The organism is Clostridia bacterium (assembly GCA_012841935.1).
In the GTDB taxonomy this organism is placed as follows: domain Bacteria; phylum Bacillota; class Peptococcia; order DRI-13; family DTU073; genus DUTS01.
The window spans coordinates 1-2,410 of the sequence record DUTS01000121.1; the positions used below are offsets into that span (position 1 = coordinate 1).

Annotated in this window: 3 protein-coding genes; 2 read left to right on the plus strand and 1 reads right to left on the minus strand. The window is 38.5% G+C overall.

The window, feature by feature from the left end:
- Nucleotides 1–743: transposase (locus GX687_06680; protein ID HHX97119.1), on the minus strand; the 743-nt coding region annotated here is incomplete at its 3' end.
- A gap of 127 nt (nucleotides 744–870) precedes the next feature.
- Here GX687_06680 and GX687_06685 point away from each other — a divergent pair.
- Complete coding sequence (locus GX687_06685) at nucleotides 871–1,632, plus strand: dihydroorotate dehydrogenase electron transfer subunit (protein HHX97120.1); 762 nt, start codon at nucleotides 871–873, stop codon at nucleotides 1,630–1,632.
- The coding region (locus GX687_06690) for a dihydroorotate dehydrogenase (protein ID HHX97121.1) at nucleotides 1,622–2,410 on the plus strand (789 nt) is incomplete at its 3' end. The genes GX687_06685 and GX687_06690, both read left to right, overlap by 11 nt.

The following is a 2,410-nucleotide window of genomic DNA, read 5'->3' on the forward strand; positions in this document are numbered from 1 at the left end:
GTGTCTTTGGCCTTCTCAATAAGTTTCTTACTAATGCAATGGTTGACATCAGCGGCGAAACGAGCCTCTTTCTTAGACCGTTTTTTAAGTAGCCTTTTAGCTGACTTAGTGCCCTTTGATTGTAGTTTTTTCCGGAGCTTCCTGTGTCTGTGGCGTAAAGCATTGATTTTAGCACCTGAAAATACCTCACCTGCACTATCAACAGCAATGTTTTTAATACCTAAGTCAACGCCTAATACTTTATCAGTATCGAACGGGGTGCCTTCGGGAATTTCAACGACTAACATCAGATAGAATACTCCGTTTTGTAAGATTAAATCTGCTTGACCTTTAATACGGTTGCCATATAGCAACCCATGATGATAAGCAGAAATAACCATAGGCACTTTTATCCTACCGTCAAGAGTAAGGATTGAAGCAAGCTCTAGCCCTTTAAAGGAAAGTATCCTGTCGTCATAAACCATAGCACCTTTTTCTTTGAAAGAATGTAAAGTTTTTCTATCAGTTTTATAGCTTTCAGACACCTTACCTATTGCTCTAACGGTCATTTGGGAAGAAAGACTAAATTTTTCCCTGACTTCATAATAACAGAGCTTTTGCAGGTTGATTTTGCCGAAAGTCTTAGAGTTAAAAGCTACATCATTAATAAAGTTACAGGCTTGATTGAACCGAATCATTGTTTGAAGTAGAGAGTTAAATTGGTTATCAGTTGGTACAAGTTTAATCTTGAGAGTGCAAAGCATTTCATCATCACCTTTCAAGATTAATTATACTATTATTGATGGAAAACGTCAGCATAGAAAGGAAGGAAGCGGCTTTCCTCCCCATGCCTAAAAGCAGGGGCTTCCAGCCGCGAAAAGAGGTGAGTTGATGAAATATCATTTAAAAGCAACCCTACTTAAACAAGAAAAAATAGCTAGGGATATCTATTCTTTAACCATACAAGCAGATCTGATCGCACAAATTGCCCAACCAGGTCAATTTGTGCATTTACGAGTCAGTCAAAACCTAGATCCACTTTTACGCCGTCCGTTAAGTATTTGTAATCTAGATAAAAAAAGTGGGGAACTCACTTTTTGGTATCAAACTATTGGTAGGGGTACAAAACTTTTAAGTCAATTATTACCCGGGGATACCCTAGATATTATAGGTCCTTTGGGCAGGGGTTTCCAAACGGATTTTTCGGGGAAGAAAATAGCCCTAGTTGCTGGGGGTATCGGTATTGCACCTCTCATTTTTTTAGCTAAAAAATTAGCACTTCGAAATAATGTAAAGATTTTTTGGGGTGCTAAAAACAAGCACTATTTACCTACACTGCCATTAAATATACCCTTAGAAACAATTACTGAAGATGGCAGTAGTGGTAAAAAGGGTTTAGTTACTTCACTGCTTACTGAATCATTTGATTACCTCTTCACTTGTGGTCCTCAGCCTATGCTCAAGGCAGTAGCTCATTTAGCTTTTCAAAAAGGGATTCCTCTGCAAGTATCTTTAGAATCAGTAATGGCTTGTGGTGTAGGTGCCTGTTCGGGTTGTTTAATTAAAGGACCAAAGAAACAATTTAAAGTTTGTGCAGATGGTCCGGTTTTTTGGGCAGAAGAAGTATATGGTGGTGAAAAAAATGACAGTTGATTTATCAGTAGAAATAGCTGGTATAAAAATGAAAAATCCGCTGATGACTGCTTCTGGTACATTTGGTTATGGTAGAGATTATGCTGATTTTTTTTCACCGGCTATTTTAGGGGCTTTAGTAATTAATGGTGTTACGTTAAAGCCCTGTCCGGGAAATCCTGCACCTCGTTTAGTGGAAACCCCGGCTGGTTTGCTTAATTCCATCGGTTTGGAAAACCCGGGGGTAGAGGTAGTTTTAAAAGAATATTTACCCCCTTTGGCAGAATATAATACTCCTTTAATAGTGAATATTGCTGGTCAAACTATTAGGGAATATGTGCAATTAGCGGAAAAATTAAGTACTTCTCCAATAGTAAAAGCATTAGAAGTAAATATTTCTTGTCCTAATGTGCAGGCAGGCGGCATGGTTTTTGGTAGTGATCCAGAAATGGTTTTTCAAGTAATTAAACAGGTCAAAGAAAATACTGATTTACCGATAATTGCTAAACTCACTCCTAATGTTACCGATATAGTCACCACTGCTTTAGCTGCCGAAGCAGCCGGGGCTGATGCACTTTCTTTAATCAATACTCTTTTGGGTATGAGTATTGATTTAGATAAAAAAAGACCGGTTTTAGCTAATCAGGTTGGTGGTTTATCTGGTCCAGCGATAAAGCCAATTGGAGTACGTATGGTTTGGCAGGTAGCCCCTAAAGTAAAAATTCCCTTAATTGGGATGGGAGGCATTATTAATTTCCAAGATGCCTTGGAATACATCATGGCTGGAGCTACAGCAGTA